This window comes from Psychrobacter sp. LFX-11D (assembly GCF_904846475.1).
Lineage (GTDB): Bacteria > Pseudomonadota > Gammaproteobacteria > Pseudomonadales > Moraxellaceae > Psychrobacter > Psychrobacter cryohalolentis.
On sequence record NZ_CAJHAV010000010.1, the window covers coordinates 19970 to 38886 of the forward strand.

At 40.6% G+C, this 18917-nt stretch carries 15 protein-coding genes; 10 read left to right on the plus strand and 5 right to left on the minus strand.

Features of this window, described 5'->3' with window-relative positions; translation table 11 throughout:
- Window positions 1-5 precede the first annotated feature (5 nt).
- The 10 genes from JMX75_RS08630 (at window position 6) to JMX75_RS08675 (ending at window position 11584) form a co-directional block, all read left to right on the plus strand.
- Window positions 6-689 (plus strand): ferric reductase-like protein, encoded by a 684-nt coding sequence (locus JMX75_RS08630; protein WP_201532011.1) that lies wholly within the window; start codon window positions 6-8, stop codon window positions 687-689.
- 86 nt (window positions 690-775) lie between these two features.
- Window positions 776-1474, plus strand: coding sequence for a VIT family protein (locus tag JMX75_RS08635; protein ID WP_201532012.1), 699 nt, complete (start codon window positions 776-778; stop codon window positions 1472-1474).
- A gap of 175 nt (window positions 1475-1649) precedes the next feature.
- A complete protein-coding gene (locus JMX75_RS08640; protein ID WP_201532013.1) occupies window positions 1650-2279 on the plus strand; it encodes a DedA family protein in 630 nt (209 codons plus the stop codon).
- Window positions 2280-2401: 122 nt separating this feature from the next.
- Complete coding sequence (locus JMX75_RS08645; protein WP_201532014.1) at window positions 2402-3016, plus strand: YceI family protein; 615 nt, start codon at window positions 2402-2404, stop codon at window positions 3014-3016.
- An 88-nt stretch (window positions 3017-3104) separates the two neighbouring features.
- A complete protein-coding gene (locus JMX75_RS08650; protein ID WP_201532015.1) occupies window positions 3105-4463 on the plus strand; it encodes a cytochrome c in 1359 nt (452 codons plus the stop codon).
- A gap of 89 nt (window positions 4464-4552) precedes the next feature.
- Window positions 4553-6166 (plus strand): flavin monoamine oxidase family protein, encoded by a 1614-nt coding sequence (locus JMX75_RS08655; RefSeq protein ID WP_201532016.1) that lies wholly within the window; start codon window positions 4553-4555, stop codon window positions 6164-6166.
- Between the two features lie 79 nt (window positions 6167-6245).
- Complete coding sequence (locus tag JMX75_RS08660) at window positions 6246-6902, plus strand: c-type cytochrome (protein ID WP_201532017.1); 657 nt, start codon at window positions 6246-6248, stop codon at window positions 6900-6902.
- An 820-nt stretch (window positions 6903-7722) separates the two neighbouring features.
- Entirely contained in the window at window positions 7723-9423 is a 1701-nt protein-coding gene (locus JMX75_RS08665; protein ID WP_201532018.1) for a phosphoethanolamine transferase, read from the plus strand.
- 44 nt (window positions 9424-9467) lie between these two features.
- Complete coding sequence (locus tag JMX75_RS08670; RefSeq protein ID WP_201532019.1) at window positions 9468-10148, plus strand: response regulator transcription factor; 681 nt, start codon at window positions 9468-9470, stop codon at window positions 10146-10148.
- Window positions 10149-10342: 194 nt separating this feature from the next.
- Complete coding sequence (locus tag JMX75_RS08675; protein WP_320157703.1) at window positions 10343-11584, plus strand: HAMP domain-containing sensor histidine kinase; 1242 nt, start codon at window positions 10343-10345, stop codon at window positions 11582-11584.
- A 22-nt stretch (window positions 11585-11606) separates the two neighbouring features.
- Here the strand turns inward: JMX75_RS08675 and JMX75_RS08680 are convergent, their stop codons facing one another.
- From JMX75_RS08680 to JMX75_RS08700, 5 genes are all read right to left on the minus strand, one after another.
- Entirely contained in the window at window positions 11607-12299 is a 693-nt protein-coding gene (locus tag JMX75_RS08680) for a DUF1345 domain-containing protein (RefSeq protein WP_201532021.1), read from the minus strand.
- Between the two features lie 57 nt (window positions 12300-12356).
- Window positions 12357-15065 (minus strand): bifunctional lysylphosphatidylglycerol flippase/synthetase MprF, encoded by a 2709-nt coding sequence (gene mprF / locus JMX75_RS08685; RefSeq protein WP_201532022.1) that lies wholly within the window; start codon window positions 15063-15065, stop codon window positions 12357-12359.
- Window positions 15066-15164: 99 nt separating this feature from the next.
- A complete protein-coding gene (locus tag JMX75_RS08690; RefSeq protein ID WP_265089559.1) occupies window positions 15165-15974 on the minus strand; it encodes a hypothetical protein in 810 nt (269 codons plus the stop codon).
- A 250-nt stretch (window positions 15975-16224) separates the two neighbouring features.
- A complete protein-coding gene (locus tag JMX75_RS12935; protein WP_227673152.1) occupies window positions 16225-17328 on the minus strand; it encodes a CorA family divalent cation transporter in 1104 nt (367 codons plus the stop codon).
- Window positions 17329-17382: 54 nt separating this feature from the next.
- Complete coding sequence (locus JMX75_RS08700) at window positions 17383-18732, minus strand: alpha/beta hydrolase (protein ID WP_201532023.1); 1350 nt, start codon at window positions 18730-18732, stop codon at window positions 17383-17385.
- Window positions 18733-18917: the final 185 nt, after the last annotated feature.

Sequence of the window (18917 nt, forward strand, 5' to 3'; positions counted from 1 at the left end):
TAGTCATGCACACAGACCATCTTAGTCGCAGTCATACTGCTTCCAACACCAATATCCTCACTCAGGCTTTATGGGTTGGTTTAATATTAAGTATTGCTGCCGGAGTCGGCGGTTATGCGTTGTTCACATGGGGAGAGACGGTTTCTCAGCTGCTGACAGCCACTGATAAACATTTTTGGTATTTGTCACGCGCAAGTGGGGTTATTGCCTACACATTATTTTGGCTAGCAGTCCTTTTTGGCTTGTTGCTAAGCACTCGTTTAGGCAAGCATTTTAATGCAGCGCGGGTATTTTCCTTACATCAGTATTTAAGCCTGATAGCGGTGGGTTTTGCTGCGTTCCATGCAGGTATCTTATTAGCAGATAACTTCTTAAACCTTAATCTATGGCAAATTTTACTTCCTTTTGGTTTTCAGACTGAGCGTGTAGGCGTTGCACTAGGACAATTGGGATTTTGGCTATTGTTTATCTGTGCTTTTAGCTTTTATATTAAGAAATATATTGGGCAATCCGCATGGCGCTGGCTACACTTTTTAACTTTTATGGCTTATATGTTTATCAGCATTCACGTATTTATGGTGGGATCGGACAGTCGCGCGCTGCCTTTATTGTTATTTTACGCAGGTAGTCAGACACTGGTTTTTCTACTGATGACCTATCGCTTAGTGGCGCTAAAGCAAGCAAAGTGACCGTCTGCTAAGTTGTATGAAAGGGTGTGACATTATAAGCTAAACTGACATATTCTAATTTATGTCTAAACCGTTTGAGGGTATTTATGCACCATTCTATTCATGACGAAGCGCATTTAAGTAACCGCAATCATTGGTTAAGAGCGGCTGTACTTGGCGCGAATGATGGCTTAATTTCTACGTCCAGTTTATTAGTTGGTGTCGCATCAGCTAGTCCCAGTAGTCAGACATTGCTATTAACAGGCATGGCAGCATTGACAGCAGGTGCTTTATCAATGGCTGCTGGTGAGTATATTTCAGTATCGTCACAAGCGGATACCGAAAAAGCGGATCTAGATAAAGAGTTGCATGAGCTGACTCATAACGCTGAGCGCGAGCTGTTTGAGCTAACTAAAATTTATGAAACACGTGGACTTGAGCATAGTTTGGCGCATCAAGTTGCTGTCGCTTTGACTGAGCATGATGCGCTTGAGGCACACGCTCGAGATGAGATTGGCTTAACAGATCTGAGTCAAGCTAAGCCCATTCATGCCTCAGTTGCTTCTGGATTATCATTCATTGTTGGTGCGATATTACCGATTATTGGGATTCTACTGTTACCCGCACAAACACTGGTTTGGTCACTAGCGTCTGTCACTATAGTAGGCTTAGCGCTACTTGGGATAATATCGGCGCGCTTGGGCGGCGCTCCTGTTATTCCTGCTACTGCTAGAGTCGTGATTTGGGGCGTGCTAGCGATGGTTGCAACATCATTAATTGGACGATTATTTGGGGTGGCGGTCTAGCGTTCACTGTATCTCTGAAAACGACCTATCAATTAAAACTATTCCTAACATTAGCCATCACCTTAACGCTATCTTAACGGCAAGCTAAGTTATGATGATAGAGGTAGAAATAGAAGGGCATGATATATTGGCTCATGGTGCAAAAATCACATCAGTTATTTAACAAGGTATTTTAATGAGTCAGGTAAGCGCGTGGGTACTGGTTATAATGGCAAAATTTGGCTATCTCGGTATTATCTTTGCTATGTTTGCCGAAAACGTTTTTCCGCCCATACCTTCTGAGCTTATCATGCCAGCCGCTGGTTTTGCGGTAGCAAGAGGTGATTTAAATTTAATATTAGTCATCCTAGCAGGTACGCTTGGCTCGGTACTTGGAGCACTGCCGCTATATTACCTAGGGCGCTTACTGAATGAAGATCGCCTAATGGTATTTACGCAAAAGTATGGCAAATACGTGTTCGTTAAGCCTAGCGATATACGGTCCTCTAGTGTTTGGTTTGACAAACATGGCAGCAAGGCTGTCTTCTTTGGGCGTATGGTACCGGGTATTCGCTCATTTATATCCATCCCTGCGGGAATGAGTAAAATGCCGATTCTTCCTTTTTTAGTGTTTACTGCTTTGGGCTCAAGCATTTGGACAAGCTTATTGACCGTTGCTGGCTATTATTTTGGTGAGAATTACGAAGTGATTGAGACTATGCTAGCACCGTACTCTAAGGGTTTCTTATTACTCGCTGTGGTTATTATTATTGCTTGGTTTATGAAACGTCGTTTAATGGCTCGACGTAATATCAATAATATTTAATTGAAAACGTAGTTTTTTATCTGCTGTAATGAACGGCCCTTGTATTTAGTTTAATAAGATAGGGCTAGTAAAATTTTACGAAGCGTGTCATAACTAAGATTACACAACAAAGGAATGTTGTCATGAGCCAGCTTGTATGTGACAAAGTCGTATTACGTTACTACAAGCGATTAGGGACATTATTATTGCTGGCAGGTTGTACGGTTGGCAGCCATGCTGCTACCTATAAAATTGAGCCTGACCATTCCAACGCACGCTTCGCTATTGACCACCTCAAAACCTCTGTTACCACTGGCGGCTTCTATAATGTGACCGGAATACTCCAGTATGATCCGAGCGCAAAAACCGGTGACATCTCCCTTATTATTCCCATAAAATCCTTAAACACCGGTAACAAGATTTTTAATCTTAAACTGATGGGACCTGATTTTTTTAATATGGAACAGTATCCATTAGCACGTTTTGAATCTACCAAATGGCATTTCACCTCTGATAAAGACAATCCAAAGGTCACACGAGTGGATGGCAAGCTAACCCTAAAAGGTCAGACCCATCCTATTAGCTTACTGGCGACCAAATTTAATTGTTACCTGAGCTCTCCAATTAATAGAACGGTCTGTGGCGGCAATTTTACCGCCACGATTGATCGTACCCAGTGGAATATCAAAAAATATGTCTTATTCGGCATGACTAAAAATCTGACTTTAAATATTCAAGTTGAAGCAGCTAAACAGTAGCTTTTCCAGTCCAGTAAAAAATCAGCGAGTTATAGAGTGATAGCCAAAGTTATTAAAAATGAGTTTTTGCCTGCCTAGCGAGGATACTATGAAGCCAATTTCTATAATATTATCAGCACTTGCACTTAGTATGGCTTCCAGCGCTATCATGGCTGATAGCGCTGGCTTACCTCATGTAATAAGCCAGCTTAATATTAGTCCCGCTATTAGCTTGCCCAATGTAAGTCCTATGAATAGCGATCTAGCCAATCGCGGTGCCTATATTGCCCGTACTGCTGACTGTATGGCTTGTCATCGCGAGGACTATAGCGGCGGTGTCGCGATTGAAACACCGATTGGCAATATTTATTCGACTAATATCACACCCTCTCAACGTTATGGTATCGGCAATTATACCGAAGCCGACTTCAAAAAAGCTCTGCAAAAAGGTCGTGCACCCACGCATCAGCTTTATCCTGCGATGCCGTATCCGTCTTATCACGGTATGGCTGATGCGGATATCAGTGCACTATTTGCTTACTTTCAAACCGTACCTCCAGTAGAAGAGTCGCCTGAAAAAATAACTAAGCTACCATTTCCGTTAAATATCCGCACTTTAATGCTGGCTTGGAACGTAATTAATGTACCTTCTACCAAAAACCGTACAGGGCTCACCCAAACCCAGCAACGCGGTGAATATCTGGTCAATAACTTAGAGCATTGCGGCACTTGTCATACCCCGCGCAACCTTACGCAAGGTCTTGATAAGAAAAAATATTTATCAGGTGCGCCGCTTGGTAAATGGTATGCACCTAACATTACCCCAGATAATGACAGTGGTATCGGGCGTTGGAGCGAGAATAATATCGTCACTTATCTACGTACTGGCATGCTCGATAAACGCGCTTATGCCGGTGGACCTATGGCTGAAGCGGTCGCCCATAGTACCCGCTATCTAAGCGATGACGACTTAAGCGCCATGGCTGCTTATTTAAAAGTCGTACCTATCCTCAAGACTGACGATTACGTGATACCTGTAGATACATCACGGCTGCCTAATCCGGTCAGCAGCTCTATTACTTATAACTTAATAGAGCAAAAAGACTATTTAGCGCAGGCAAAAACATCCGCGAATGCTCATTCTAATAATGACCGTAACTCACCAAAAGTGCTATATCTTGCTGCCTGTGGCAGCTGTCATGGGGTCGATGGTTACGCGCAGCCCGATGCTCGTTACGTCTCTATCGTAGGACTGAGTAGTATTCGTCGCGTTAAGCCAGACGCACTGATTAACGTTATTGCTTATGGTGCAAAAGGGGCGTTAAACACAGCATCCAAAATGCCCGGCTTCGAGAAAGAGTTAAGTCATGCGCAGATCGCCAGTATTACCAATTACGTGCGGATAAATTTCGGTGGTCTACCAACTAGTGATGTCAGTGCTGCTGACGTCAAACACATCTTAAAGTAAGGATTATTAACCTCACTACTAATACAGCTATAAAAATACCTAGTACCACCTGATGTCATGGATGACGGTTCTATAACAAGGATAATAAAATGAATGATATGCTTCAATCGCCCACACGTCGGCAACTACTGTCAATGATTGGTAAGACTGCAGGAGCGACGGCAATGTATCAGGCGATGACCACATTGGGCTTTGCTTCTGAATCTAGCTTTAAACAAGAGATGAATCTAAAGGGTGCGCCTGCTGGTGCGAGCATTGTGATACTTGGCGCAGGATTGGGCGGGCTTACCGCTGCTTATGAGCTCCGTAAAGCCGGCTATAAAGTGACAGTTCTTGAATTTCAAAATCGCGGTGGTGGTCGCAGTTGGACACTAAACGCTGGTGATAAATATACTGAGCTTGGCGGCGGCGAGGTGACTTGCGACTTTAAAAAAGGCAACTACTTTAACGGTGGACCATGGCGGTTGCCGGTTCATCATTATGCAGTATTCCATTATTGTAAAAAATTCGGTGTAGCACTACAGCCCTTTATACAAACTAATGACCGCGCTTATTTGCACCGTACAGCCCATTTTAATGGCGCACCGCAACGCTTAGGCGAGGTGCAAAGCGACATACGTGGCTATGTCTCAGAGCTATTATCTAAAGCGGTCAATACCGGTAGCCTTGATAAGACGGTCAATAAAGAAGACAAAGAGAAGCTATTAGAAGGGCTAAAAGGCTGGGGTGTCCTTGATAATAATTATCGCTATGTTAAAAGCCATGAAACCAGTAAGTATCGTGGCTATAGTGTTTATCCGGGTGGTGGTTTGATGCCTGATGCCAAACCTTCGACACCGATACCGATGAATAAACTATTAAATTCAAGCATGTGGTCAGATATTTATAATAACTATACGATATATGACCATCAACCAGCGATGTTTCAGCCTGTCGGTGGTATGGGAAAAATCGGTGATGCCTTCACTCGCGAATGTCGAGACATGATTACGTTCAATGCCAAAGTCACTAAAATTTATCAAGATGAGAGCGGCGTCACTGTCGATTACGTCGATAGCAATAGCATTAGTAACAATCTAGATGGCGAAACTAAAACCGTACGTGCTGACTGGTGTATTTGCAACATTCCACTATCAGTATTGACCCAAATTGACATTAACGTCTCAGCGCCAATGAAGCAAGCGATGGCAGCCGTCCCTTATGACACCTCTTATAAAGTAGGCTTGGAGTTTAAACGGCGCTTTTGGGAGGAAGACGAATGGATTTATGGCGGTATCACTTATACTGACATGCCCATCTCACAAATCTCATATCCTTCACACGATATGTTTACCACTGGCTCAGGGGTGCTACTCGGTGCCTATGGATTTGGCGAAGCCTCTTATAAATTTAATACCCTTACTCCAAAAGAGCGCATCGATTCGGCACTTCAGTATGGCAAACATATCCACCCGCAATATACCAAAGAGTTCCGCTCTGGGACATCCGTCGCTTGGCATCGTATTCCATGGTCGCTCGGTTGCTACGGCATTTGGAGTGAATCAAGCCGTGATCAGTACTACGATACGCTATGCGCGATTGATCACCGTATCGTGCTAGCAGGTGAGCACTGCTCGCATATCCCAGCATGGCAAGAAGGCGCAATTTTATCTGGCATGGATGCCGCTCAGCGACTACACCAAAAGGCAAAAAAGCTCGGCTAGTCGGAATGGTTGTTGATTAACGACATTGATTAGTAAGAATGCTTAAGTTGTGATAACGATAATGAATGTAGAGGTAATCATGGATATGAATAAACCAAACCTGCTTGCTGTGGTAATGATATTAACTATTGGAGGCACAGTCGCGTTATCTGGCTGTAGTCAATATAAAAAAGACCAAACCGCTCATACAACAGCCACTCTTTCCAGTCAGCAACAAGCCAAGCAAACGGTCTTTGATAATCAAGACAGTCGCAATAATGGTGCGTGGGGTGCTGTCTATATGACGAAAGAAGAGCTTAGGTCGCCAAGAGCTAATATCGTTGATATCAGCTCGCTACCAACAATGGCAGAAGATGCTAGTCTGCAAAAGTGGTTAGCAAAATTTGAAGGTAGTTCTGAAGGTAAAAAGGGCTTTATAACGACCAACGGCAAGAAGCTTTATGACGATTCCTGCGCTGGCTGTCATATGCAAGATGGTAAGGGTGCACAAGGCGCAGGTTACTATCCGCCGCTTGCCGATAACAGTAAGATGCAATCAAAATATTATATTATTAGCGTTGTGATGAATGGGCTGCGTGGTATGCCATCCTTTCACAGCATGATGAGTGATGAGCAAATAGCAGCGGTCACTCAATATGTGCATAGTGATTTAAATAGTTTTACAGATACAGTCACTGCGGCCAATGTCGCTCAACTACGTCATGACTTTCCACCGGGTTCTGACCCTAGTGAGTAGAGCTTTCAATACCTTCTTTGAGCTGCTCATCTATTGGCTCAAAAACATGTCGATAAAAGTCTTTATTATCCTCTATCACGCAGACCACTTCAGAGTGACTAATAGATTATTCGTATAGCCAGATTTGTAGATAATAAGGGGTATAAGGAGTTTGCATATCTTCTAATGGGTCTCTCCATGACTGATAGATTTTTTGCAAGTTTTTAATCGATAGGTATTCACAGTCACCCTGCTCTACAGCCCTACTCTACTATAATCATCTAAAGGATAGTTTCTTAGCAATAACTTAAGAAGCTGTAGTCGCTAGATCGATACCTTTAACCATTGTGGTTATTTGAATATGCTTATAGCTATAAAATTAGCATCGATATTAAAAATTATTTAACCCTATAATAGTCTAGATTTGAATTTAAACTATAACTTATTAGGCAATAAACTTCTCGATATTATGGTTTTTAAAATATCATTGATATCTACATATATCATAGATTGGTTTTACTTTGACAAGTCCTAAAAGCTCTACACGCTATTACTTACATGGTTTAGAGCGCTAACTTATAAAATTTACTTTTGTTAGGTGGTGTTGTTAATATTAGGGTTTGCTGTAGTTATTATCACTGGTTGGTTTGTCAAACATCGGCTTTCTAATCCTCATAACAATACTGTCTAACGCTACTTATTATATAACCCTACGCATCTAAAATTTTTAATATTAATACCAAAAGACAGACTCCTATTCAATCCTCTTAACGTCTTCTTAACAGGCTACTTGCTATCGTAAGGAATCGCATTCCTTATCACTCTGTTGAGAAGCCTAGTTATGTCAACCTCTCAAGCACTTAGCACCGAAATCACCAAAGCTAGCACTAAATCAAGATATCTTAGTAAAATCTTTGATCGTGAGATTAATCTTAACTATCTGATTATCATTGTTGCGCTCTATTTAGTCGCTACTGCGAATTTTGGTTTTTTCTCGCAAGTACTAAGCATTTACCCTTTTAGTAATAACATTGGCTTTATTATTTCTATCACAGGCTTATTGTTCGGTTTGATGTGGCTACTCAACCAATTATTATGCTATCGCCCAATCGCCAAACCAGTTTTAATTGCTATGGTTATGATAGCGGCTGTATGTGGTTATTTCACAGACGCTTACGGCACTATATTTGACACTAGTATGTTAATTAATAGTATGCAGACCGATCAAGGCGAAGCAATGGGGCTGATGTCGCTAAGCTTCTTTATACGAGTGTTCCTGCTAGGCGTTATACCCGCAGTTATTACCGCCAAATTAAATATCAAGCGCTTGCCTTTACGTCGAGCGCTATGGCAAAGAGCCCTGACTTTAATTTTGTCTATCGCTTTAGTAGCTATCTGCCTACTGCCCTTTGGTGATCAGTACGCTACCTTTTTTCGTCAACATAAAATGGTTCGTAGTTACGCTAATCCCATTACCCCTATTTACTCGGTTATCAAATTAGGTACCGATTACATCGATGAATTGCGCCGTCCTGATACATTGACCCTGCATGCGACAGATGCCAGACGTATAACTCCTACTGTAGGGATTAATTCAGCAAAACCTAAACTCATGGTATTTGTTGTCGGTGAGACGGTTCGCGCTGATCACATTGGTCTTAATGGCTATAAGCGCGATACTATGCCACTGCTAGCTAGCCAATCAGATGTTTATAGCTTTAAAAAGGCAACCTCTTGTGGCACTTCTACCGCTTATTCAGTGCCCTGCATGTTTAGTTATGCCAATCGAGAGAATTATGACTCTAGTAGTGCAGACTATAATGAAAACGTACTGGATACACTCAATAAGCAAGGCGTAAATGTGGTTTGGAGAGACAATAACTCAAGCTCCAAAGGGGTCGCTGATAGAGTCACTTCTGAGGATTTCAAAACGCCTGATGTCAATCCAAATTGTGATGAGGAGTGTCGTGATATTGGTATGCTTGACGGTTTTGATACTTTAGTTAAGTCAGATGCAGGGGTAAAATCAGACGGTACTGCTAAAGACACCCTTATTTTATTGCATCAAATGGGTAATCATGGTCCTGCTTACTATAAGCGTTATCCTAAAGAGTTTGAAAAGTATAAGCCAGTATGTATGACCAACGAGCTGTCTAAATGTGATGATCAATCCGTCATCAACGGTTATGACAATGCCATTCGTTATACTGACTATTTCTTGAATAACGTGATTGATACGCTAAAAGGGTATGAGCAAGATTATGATGTAGTTATGGTATACATCAGTGATCATGGCGAAAGTTTAGGCGAAAACAATATTTATTTGCACGGCCTACCCTACTCTATAGCGCCTAATGCTCAAAAGCAGGTGCCCGTTATTATCTGGTCGCCTAACAACAATAATATTGATAAAAGCAGCCTCACTAGTATGTTAGACCAGCCTGTATCACACGATTTTATTACCCCAACTTTACTTAACTTCTTCGGTATTACGACCAAAGAAGTGGCAGCAGCGCCGACTTTTTTTAAATCTGTTTATTAAGGTTTAGACTATAAGCTTTGCTTGCATTTATACACGAGACATCTATGTACAAGATACTTGTTATTGAAGACAACCCCGATATCGTCGCCAATATTTATGCCTTTTTTGAGCCCAAAGGTTTTGAGTTAGATAATGCTCATAACGGCATAAGCGGCTTAACGTTAGCCTCGAACAATCGTTACGACGTTATACTACTAGATGTCATGCTACCAGGTATGGATGGCACCAAACTTTGTAAGAAGTTGAGAGAAGACTTGCATAACAAAACCCCAGTACTGATGCTAACGGCTCGTGATACGATTTCAGATAAAGTGGCAGGCTTCGATAGTGGCGCTGATGATTATCTAGTTAAGCCATTTTCACTGGTTGAATTAGAATCTCGTATCAAAGCCCTCATCCGTCGTCACCAAGATGATCATTTTCATCATAGTACCATTGTTGGGGAACTGTCTTTAAATTCAGAGGAGCACACAATTACACGCGAAGGTAAATCATTAAAACTGACACCTACAGGGTTTAAAATCCTAGAGACATTGATGAATGCGTCGCCTCGGGTTGTCAACAAGAATGAGCTGGAGGAAAAAGTATGGGGTGAGGATGTCCCAAGTAGTGATGCACTTCGTACCCACATGCATAGTGTACGGGCTCAAGTCGATAAACCATTTGGCAAGACTATGATAATGACGGTATCTGGTGTGGGTTACCAAATAATTGATCCAGATTAAGTTCAAAATATCTCAATACTATACAAGGGCTCCTCTTTATTACCAGCCGTTGTGTCTATATCTTTCTCTCCATCTACGACCTTTTACTAGGAAGTAATGCCATGCTCAACCTTGACTCTATCGCTAATAAATTTCGACTATCCTACTTCGTTTTTGCCTTATTGCTATGCTCAACTTTCGTTAGTATTTTTTTTGTGGCAGAAACTAAAATTGAGCAGGCCCTAGTAGAGAGCCGAATGCTACAGCAACTGCAATTAACCTTAGAACATGAGGATCAAAAAAAAGCTTACCACACGAACTCTGGTATTAGTATTTATCATTTTGAAGCAGCGCCCGAAAATTTACAAAAAATGGCAACAGACTCAGTGCAAGAGTTAGAAATAGTAGCAGATGATAAAGCCACTGAATTGCACTTTTTAAAATATAACTACCAAAACCAGGAGTATATTTTAAGCTATCTTGAAAGCAGTCTTTTGAGTGCTACTGACTATCCTGTCTTGACTATTTTTGAAGAGCTTGAAGCCATTATTTATACAGCTCTCAGTGGCGCTATTATACTGAGCCTATTGATTGCCATACTTTTTTCCTATCTCTCATCAAAAGCGATTACAAAGCCCATCCTAGATCTAAAAAAATCGGTTGAATCAGAAAATCAACAGTTAGATAAATTAACTCACTTACCTTCTGAAATTGGCGTATTAGCACGAGCTATCGATGAGAAAAACCATAAGCTAGAGCAGTACCTCAAACGCGAGCAGTTATTTACAGGCGATGTCAGCCACGAATTGCGTACCCCCTTAACTATTATTATGGGTGCATCAGAGGTACTCGCATCCCAATTGGATCATAACAGCAGTTTAAGCGAATTCACTGATCGTATCAGCACCACTGCTAAGGAAACCTCTGAAATTATCAGCGCGTTATTACTGCTCTCTCGTGCCCCTGAAAAACTGGATGCCCCGCAAACCTCTATTAATAATACTGCTATCAATGAGACGGAGCGCTTAAAGTATCTGCTCAAATATAAGCCAGTCACTTGCACTATAGTCGCTGAAAAAGAGCATATTGCAAATATACGACCTGAATTACTAAAGATGGCTTTAGGGAATCTTATTAAAAATGCCTTTCAATATACAGACGATGGTGAAGTCAGAGTCACTATCGACGATGAGAAGATAACCGTTACCGATACTGGTTTGGGTATTCCTGAGGCTATGATGCCGCTGCTGTATGAGCGCTTTGAGCGTTTAGGGTATAGCAATACGGATTTTCAAACGGATGACGATTCGAGCACAGATAAGGCATTTAGTAATAAGGTTGAGGGGTCGGGCTTAGGTCTTAGTATCGTGCAGCGTATTATGACGCATATGGATTGGGAATTAACCCATCAAGCGAATAAAACTGGTGGCAGCAGCTTTAGTATTTATTATCGTTAAGACTATCGAACGATAAGCACAATTATATATAACTGGCTATAATGTTAATTAACAAAGAGATAATAACCAAATTGAATACAAAGGCGATAATGCTATGCAAAGTAGCAAGCTTTCTACCCGCTTTTGAGGTAAAAGCAATATCGGCGGTCTGACCTGAGGTACCAATAGCAACTGCGCAATAAAAAAAGTCCTCAAATCTAGCACTGAATGCCCTTGTATGATTTTCACTGAAGCCATCACCTGCCATCATGGCTTCAGGAAACATAAAAGGCGACGCTACTCCTCTACGTTGTTCAGAGAAATACAAATAGGCATATTGCATAGCAAAGGTAACTTGTATCATCAGCCAAGTAATAAAAATAGTACTCACGGTAAGCACAATAGTTAAAATACGTGCTATACCCTGATAGTCCTTACCAATCTGAGTTTGCTTTACAATAGCTAGCAAACAAATCAAGCTCGCAATACTAATGAGGCTTAAGATAATTACTTTACCTTCATGGTCTTGGGTCAGATGACCATGAATGGTATTAGCGCGCATCATAACAATAATACTGACAATATAGATTAAAATGCCGCTATCCCAACCGACAATAAAGCCAGTACTAAAAGACATAGGCCATATCGCAGCTATTATTAAGCCAATAAGTACGCCGCTTAGTAAGCTGCTAAGCAAGCGCCAATGACTGAAAAACGCGTTTGGTAATAGCGCCATAACTTTAATCAAACTCCATTAATGAAGGCTTAAATTATATAACTGTATTAACTGGTATTAATTTTTAACCAAGCTGCCAAGACCACCTGATATTAGTAATGTTGTGTCGGTTAAACCTTTAATGGGTTTCATGCCCGCTCTAAGCCCCGTTTCAATTCCTATATAACGGGGCTCCCAATCAGGATTGAATTTTTCTTTAAAATTACGTAGCCCTGTAAAGTTATAATAGGTTTTACCATACTTGGTCACGGTATTGGTCACGTAGCGCCATCTAGGTCCGATAGCCTCAGCCGCTGGAACTTCGATTTGCTCACTATCTACTATGTTTTGGTCATTAGATTTTAAAGCGTCATCTTTTAAGACATTACTTTCAACAACTGGTTTAATCTGGACTTCAAGCCCAGTAAACGGTGCCATTCCTAAACTAAAATGATGATAGCCAACTTCTTTGCCCCACATAAATAAATTTATAAATAGGTAGTCCATCATGTTTTTAATTTCTTTGCCCGCGCTATTTTGCACCTCTTTATAACGCATCAAATCAATAGACAACTCATTGAGATGACCACTTTGCCAAAGATTGGCGAAAGCAACGATGTCCCCTTGATATTTGACTACCGCACAATCAAAACGCTTTAAATAGTCTTCATCAAAATAGCCAAGCGAGAAGCCTTTTTCCGCTGACTTTTTATCTCCTAACCAAATGTCAGAAACTGTTTTTAGATCTCCTAGTAATGCGGAAACTTGCTTTTGTGGTATCACCTCAAAGCTCAGTCCGTCTTTGCTGCCGCGACTAATGACTTGGCGAAATTTAGAGTTTTTACTGCCTTGTAAACTAAAGGCATCTAAGTCAACAATAGCCTCTTCACCGATTTTTAAAAGCTGTATGCCATTCTTATTAAATGCTTGACGATATCTATTGCTAACTTCATAAAACACACAAGTACCACCAAAGCTTTGGCATAATTCGATAAATGTCTCAATCAAAGCGCCAAACTCACTCTCATCTCCAATAGGATCAGACATAACAATCCAGCTTCTACCGTGAGTTTGATACATGATAAAGCTATTGCCCGTGTCACTAAATAGTAGTTGCTTATCACCCAATAAGCTTAAATTTGCCACTGAGTAAGCAGACTGTCTTGCTACTAACTCAGCTTTAGCGAGCTCTGCCTGAGTAGGTAGGCTTGGAGTTGGCTTTTTGAACCGAATAAGGCTGAATAATACGTAGGCGATAGTTAATATAGCAAGCATAGCGTATGAGCGTAAAAAACGTGCTCCACCATCGTCTGATACATTCCACCACAAATCAGGGCTATAGGCTTCATTACGATGAACGTACATGCCCACCCAGAATAGACTGATTAAGAATACTGATAACAAAATTAAGGTTTGTGTATTTAAGCGCAAACTCATCAAATTAGACTGACGGTTAAAGTAACTTCGGTTAAAGTAAGCTACGGTGAACAAGAAGGTGCAGATAACAGCAACTTCTATCTCTAGATGTTTGACCAATAACGTCACTATTGACGCACCTAATAACCACATTGATAAGTGCCATGCGCCATTGAGACGTTGGTACAATCCACGCGCCAATACTACTAATGCAAAGCCCATAAGTGTATTGAGAAGATAGGAGGCTTCAACAATAGGTATGGGTATAAACTCTCCCAGTAATAGCTCTCGATCAGCAATAGGCGGTAATATACTGACTATTAGCATGGCTATACCCAAAACTGCAGTTGCCAAAGCCAATAGCTGAGGGACCCATATACTAGGCAGAATTCTACGTTTTTTGGTTGACTCTATACCTGAGCGAATATAAGCCTCATGCAGAACAAAAGATAATATCCCTAGCATAAAAGGGATAAAATAATAAAGAATGCGAAATAGCAGCAGCACTGATAACAGCGTAGTCTTATCTACCTTAGGTAGTGAGGCTACCATAGTGAGCTCAAATACTCCCAGCCCACCCGGCACATGACTGATAATACCCACGGTAATTGCTTGAACGTAAGCTGAGAAAACCTCTAGATAACTGATCTGTGTGCTGGCAGGTATTAGTATATGAATGATGTAGGCGACTAAAGCGATATCAATCACGGCAAGAACGATCAGTCTAAACAGTACCGTTGCTGGTGGTAATTGTAATTGCCAGTCCTTTATCGCAAATATCCGCCCTGACTTGCCAGCAAATATTAAGCTAGCGACGATTAACGCTAGGATAAGAGAACCGATTACTCTAAATATCAATGGTGATATGCCGCTTAGCCAGGATACAGTGGTAAGTAACTGCGATAGCATATGCGGATTTACTACCAAGGATATGCCAATGACCGCCATCATGCCATAACTAAACGCTAAAGAGACTAGCAAAATGATATTGGCTATCTTGGTACTTTCAACCCCGTATTTGCCATAATAGCGAAACCTCACCGCACCCGCTGAAAGCATAGACACCCCTAAAGTATGTCCAATTGAAAAAGCGGTAAGTGAGGTATTTAAGATTTTTGGATAAGGTATCTTAGTGTTTAAATAGCGCACTGCTATTAAATCGTAAACGCTAAGGAGGATATAAGCGGCTATGACTACTGCAACGGCTTTAAACATCGTTAATGCCGGCGTTGCCAGTATGACAGACTTCATCTGTGCTACATCTAGCGTATGTGCCATATGAAACAACGATTTGGATGCTAAGGCAAACATGACAATAGCAACAATCGCTAAAACCCAATGCCAATTAAATTTTATACTTTTTATAGTCATATTTACTTACTTGTATTAGGCATTTTGGGCACATAGATAGATTGCGCTGATCAGCTATAGTTTATAAAACACATTCACATTATATATACCCTTAACTCACTAGTAACTATTTATCTTATTACCTTTTTTAACAGTCTCGTAGCCCACTAGGCCTACAATCATTAATAAAAATACAACGCTGATGCTAGTGACCCCCAGTTCTAACCCGCCATTACTTATTGGTTGTGATAACCAATCGCCAAGTGCGGCTCCCAAAGGACGTGTCAAAATATAGGCCAACCAAAAGCATAATACGGCGTCTAATTTAAACACATAAAACCCTGTTGTGATGAGTGCTATTCCTACAGCAAATATCAATGTAGAGTTTTGATAGCCGATGTTGAGCCCTTCTGCAAACCAATCCCCTGCGGCAGTTCCTAATGCAAAAGTAGCCAAAATAGCTACCCAATAGAATAATTCACGAGCAAAGGTGTCGATGTGATGAATAGATAAAGTCTTTTCTCGGGCATACCAAACAGCGAAGACTACTGCCAGCACTACACTGAACCCTATCGTTGAATACGATAGTGGGATACCGAGATTATCTGTCATATTATCGGTAATCAGCGTGCCTAAGATACTGACGAACACTACGGTTAGCCAGTATTTCCACGGTATATATTCTTTGGCTTTTAGCTGTATCACTAATACGATTAAGAACAGTACAGTCATGATAAGAGAAGTGACTGGCAACCCTAGCTTAAAGTTAAAGATCATAAAGTCAGCGGCTGTTTCGCCTACTGTGGTTGACATCATTTTAATGAGCCAAAACACTAATGTAATCTCAGGCACTTTATTGAGCATGTTGCTAAATTTAGACTGGTTAGATACGCGATTCGTTGATACTGATGCTGCATTATGAGTAGACATAGACACCTTCCTATTTAAGTTCGTTATGAGGTTGCGCTATACTTAAGTTGAGCCACAGCACACTTAGTCATAGAACCATAGTAACGATCTTATTATTAAGAAAGTGTTAAGACATCATCATTTACCTCTTAAAATAATTATGTTTTACTAATTAAATCGTTCAGCTTTACTACTCTTCTTTAAATCATATTATGGATCTATGGAATAGCATTAATAAAACTCAAGTTATTTAAGCCAAATAACGAGCCGCTTAGAACCATTTTTTATTCTTAAAATACATAATAATAATCACAGTCGATGTTGCCATCACACCAAGTAAAATAAAATAACCGTGTTGCCATTTTAGCTCAGGCATGACCTCAAAATTCATACCGTAAATACCTGCTAAAAATGTCAGCGGTATAAACACCACCGTTACCAAAGTCAGCGTGCGCATGATCTCATTTAAACGGTGCCCCTGAATTGAAAATATTAGATTGGTTTTACTATCAAGCTCAAGCAGCTCAAAATCAATCTCGCTAATCAAATTATTAGCTTGCTCCTTAAGCTCTGTGAAATACTTACTTTCTATATCAATAGTATTAATAGTTTTCAGCTTAACGATAGTATTGCGCAAACTCATCGTCGCTTTTTTAAAATTTAGCATACGTCGTTTTTGCGCCTCAACCTTTTCGGTAAAATAAGGCGTTGGAGTAATGTTTGATACCTTTATAACCTCATTGTCAGCATTCAGTAATTTTTCAAACATCTCCTCATAGTTTGCAATTAAGGATTCAATCAACAGAAACATGAGGTAATCCACCTTTTTGTTTCGAACTTGACCTCTGCCTTGCATCAAGCGATCACGAATCCATTGAAAATGACCGCCACTATTCTCTTGCAAACTCCATAACAGAGTTGGTGAGACAATAAAAATTATCTGCTCACTGTTTAGATTTTTATCCTCTGTTTTTAGCACTTTTAAGGCAATAAATAAGACGTTATCCAGCTCAAGAACCTTAGTGGCATGTTCTTTTTCTTGCAATAGCTTGAGCAAAAAGTCATCAAATTGATTTTGGATGACAACCTGCTTTATCGCGTCAAATTCACTTAGACCATAAGTATTCAGCCAAAAAACCTCATTATTGTGTGGCTCAAAACTCAACTTTGCAATCTCATCACAGGGTACTTTTGAGACTTGTGACGATGAATAAGCGATAAGTGTCGTATTTTGTAAGAATTTTTCTGACATTATTTTCCTTTGTTTGTAGCCCGTATCAAGGGCTTGTACTATACGTCCAAAAAATACCGCTTTTTTACCATGCTTGTTAAACCAATCGCTAGACGACAATATATCTTCAGATTTAACAAACACGTACTTGCCAGTAAAAGCTACTAAGCGCTCTTTATTAAATAGACTTCCAAGATGTTATTCCAATGTCACAGTATTCGTTTCTTTATTAATTATCTGACATACAAAGGTAGCGAAATTATCAATAATATTATACGTTTCGCGCCCAATGCCTCGATGCACGCTCATTAAGTCTATGAAGCCATGCGGTGCGCCAAGTACTGTATGAGTCTGCACGTTGATACCGTAATCTTGCAGCTGCTCGGCATAAACAAGTGCCTCATCACGTAAAATGTCCAATTCAGCCGCGACGATATAGCTTGGACACACTTGGGTATTATCACCATGTAGGGGTGAAAGAAGAGCATGCGGTTGTGTTAAAGCGCTATCTTGCAGATAGGCGGCATGAAACACTTTGATGTCGTTATAATCCAGTATTAAGCCTTGACCATACAGCTTCCAGCTTGGATAGTCTTCTCCAATATCTGTGACTGGGTATAATAATAATTGTGCTAATGGACGTGGTAGATTTTGTAGCTGCTGGAAAATATCAATAGTGAAATCATCAAGCGTATTAATATATTTTTGTTTATCAAAGGCTTGATTCATAGTGGCATTGCTCACCTGCTGCGCTACCAATGCTGCAAGACCACTGCCCGAGCTATCACCTGTTAAAATGATGCGAGAGGATGACGCGCCAAGGGTATGAGCGTGTTTAGCCAACCAAGCATAAGTCGTAAGGCAGTCTCTAATAGCGGTAGGAGCAGGGTTTTCTGGTGCCAGTCGATAATCCACACTGACAATCGCCCAGCCAGTTTGTGTACAAATGGTATGACAAAACTCATGATCTGTATCGACATTGCCGAGACAGAATCCGCCGCCATGAAAAAACAGCATGACTATTTGTTCACTGTTATTATAGATATGATGATTTTGTTCGTGGTTTTGAGCGGCACTAGACTCTGCCTGATAACAACGAATAATCATCTCACCACCATCAGCATTGGCAATAGTTTTATCTTGCCAGCTCACCAAATTACCGTTTTCTTTATTATTACTGTCTTTACTTTTAAAGGTATCATCAGTATTTGCTTGTTGCCATACGCTTGGAGATTGCATAGCGACCATCTCGGCTGCAAATTTTTGCCGTAACTGTACCAATTGCGTAATTTGTATAGGCGGCTTAAGCTTGTGGTTTAAGCCGATAATTAGTCTCATATGTGCATCAGTGTGAGGATACTGCTCAGCTGTAGGAGCCTTTAAAGAGCGGTTAAGTTTCTCAAGAACTATCGTTGGTAGATCACCTAGTCCTTTAAGAAAGTAATGCAGTAAATGTTGCTGATTAGCTTGTTCAAACGCAGTAGTTTCCACAACTTTTATTGCTTTTGTTAGTTGTGCATTTAGCGGTGGTATCGGTAATATTTTCATAGATCACCTCATTTAGTTAAAATTGGCATTGACTATTATCGTACTATAAATTATAGATACACAAACCCCAGTATCAATAGCACCACCATATTTATTATATCTATTCGCTAATTAAACCCTTAATCCTCACTAAGTTTCTCCTATGTCGTCTCTCGTATTATAGATTCATACCCACAAGGTAGCTG

What these genes read in the sequence shown, in the direction of transcription:
- mprF (WP_201532022.1), bottom strand. Translation starts at nt 15,065, where the DNA reads ATGACTATAAAAAGTATAAAATTTAATTGGCATTGGGTTTTAGCGATT.
- JMX75_RS08655 (WP_201532016.1), top strand. Translation starts at nt 4,553, where the DNA reads ATGAATGATATGCTTCAATCGCCCACACGTCGGCAACTACTGTCAATG.
- JMX75_RS08635 (WP_201532012.1), top strand. Translation starts at nt 776, where the DNA reads ATGCACCATTCTATTCATGACGAAGCGCATTTAAGTAACCGCAATCAT.
- JMX75_RS08665 (WP_201532018.1), top strand. Translation starts at nt 7,723, where the DNA reads ATGTCAACCTCTCAAGCACTTAGCACCGAAATCACCAAAGCTAGCACT.
- JMX75_RS08670 (WP_201532019.1), top strand. Translation starts at nt 9,468, where the DNA reads ATGTACAAGATACTTGTTATTGAAGACAACCCCGATATCGTCGCCAAT.
- JMX75_RS08630 (WP_201532011.1), top strand. Translation starts at nt 6, where the DNA reads ATGCACACAGACCATCTTAGTCGCAGTCATACTGCTTCCAACACCAAT.
- JMX75_RS08645 (WP_201532014.1), top strand. Translation starts at nt 2,402, where the DNA reads ATGAGCCAGCTTGTATGTGACAAAGTCGTATTACGTTACTACAAGCGA.
- JMX75_RS08700 (WP_201532023.1), bottom strand. Translation starts at nt 18,732, where the DNA reads ATGAAAATATTACCGATACCACCGCTAAATGCACAACTAACAAAAGCA.
- JMX75_RS08690 (WP_265089559.1), bottom strand. Translation starts at nt 15,974, where the DNA reads ATGTCTACTCATAATGCAGCATCAGTATCAACGAATCGCGTATCTAAC.
- JMX75_RS08680 (WP_201532021.1), bottom strand. Translation starts at nt 12,299, where the DNA reads ATGGCGCTATTACCAAACGCGTTTTTCAGTCATTGGCGCTTGCTTAGC.
- JMX75_RS08650 (WP_201532015.1), top strand. Translation starts at nt 3,105, where the DNA reads ATGAAGCCAATTTCTATAATATTATCAGCACTTGCACTTAGTATGGCT.
- JMX75_RS08660 (WP_201532017.1), top strand. Translation starts at nt 6,246, where the DNA reads ATGGATATGAATAAACCAAACCTGCTTGCTGTGGTAATGATATTAACT.
- JMX75_RS08640 (WP_201532013.1), top strand. Translation starts at nt 1,650, where the DNA reads ATGAGTCAGGTAAGCGCGTGGGTACTGGTTATAATGGCAAAATTTGGC.